The sequence below is a fragment of the Pseudomonas sp. SIMBA_068 genome (genome assembly GCF_046534705.1).
GTDB classification, from domain to species: domain Bacteria; phylum Pseudomonadota; class Gammaproteobacteria; order Pseudomonadales; family Pseudomonadaceae; genus Aquipseudomonas; species Aquipseudomonas putida.
Map to the genome: position 1 here is coordinate 1 of NZ_JAWRYI010000806.1, position 262 is coordinate 262.

General features: G+C 35.9%; 1 protein-coding gene. It reads left to right on the forward strand.

Translation table 11 applies throughout. From position 1 onward, the window contains the following. The coding region (locus SB756_RS31535; protein WP_410913431.1) for a universal stress protein at positions 1–262 on the forward strand (262 nt) is incomplete at both ends.

Here is a 262-nt window from a genome sequence, read left to right on the forward strand (position 1 = left end):
CTATTAATATAGCCATTGAAATACCAGAGTTTAATCCAAGTCTTTACAACGAATCAGTTAAAAAACACCATATAGAATCAACTAATGCACTGGCTGCTGAATTTACATTAACTACTGAGCAATGCTTTATTGAAGAAGGCTTACCAGAAGATGTAATTCCTGATATTGCAAATCGTTTGAATAGTGAATTAGTGGTTATTGGAACTGTTGGACGTACTGGGTTAAGTGCTGCGCTAGTTGGCAATACTGCAGAGCATGTAAT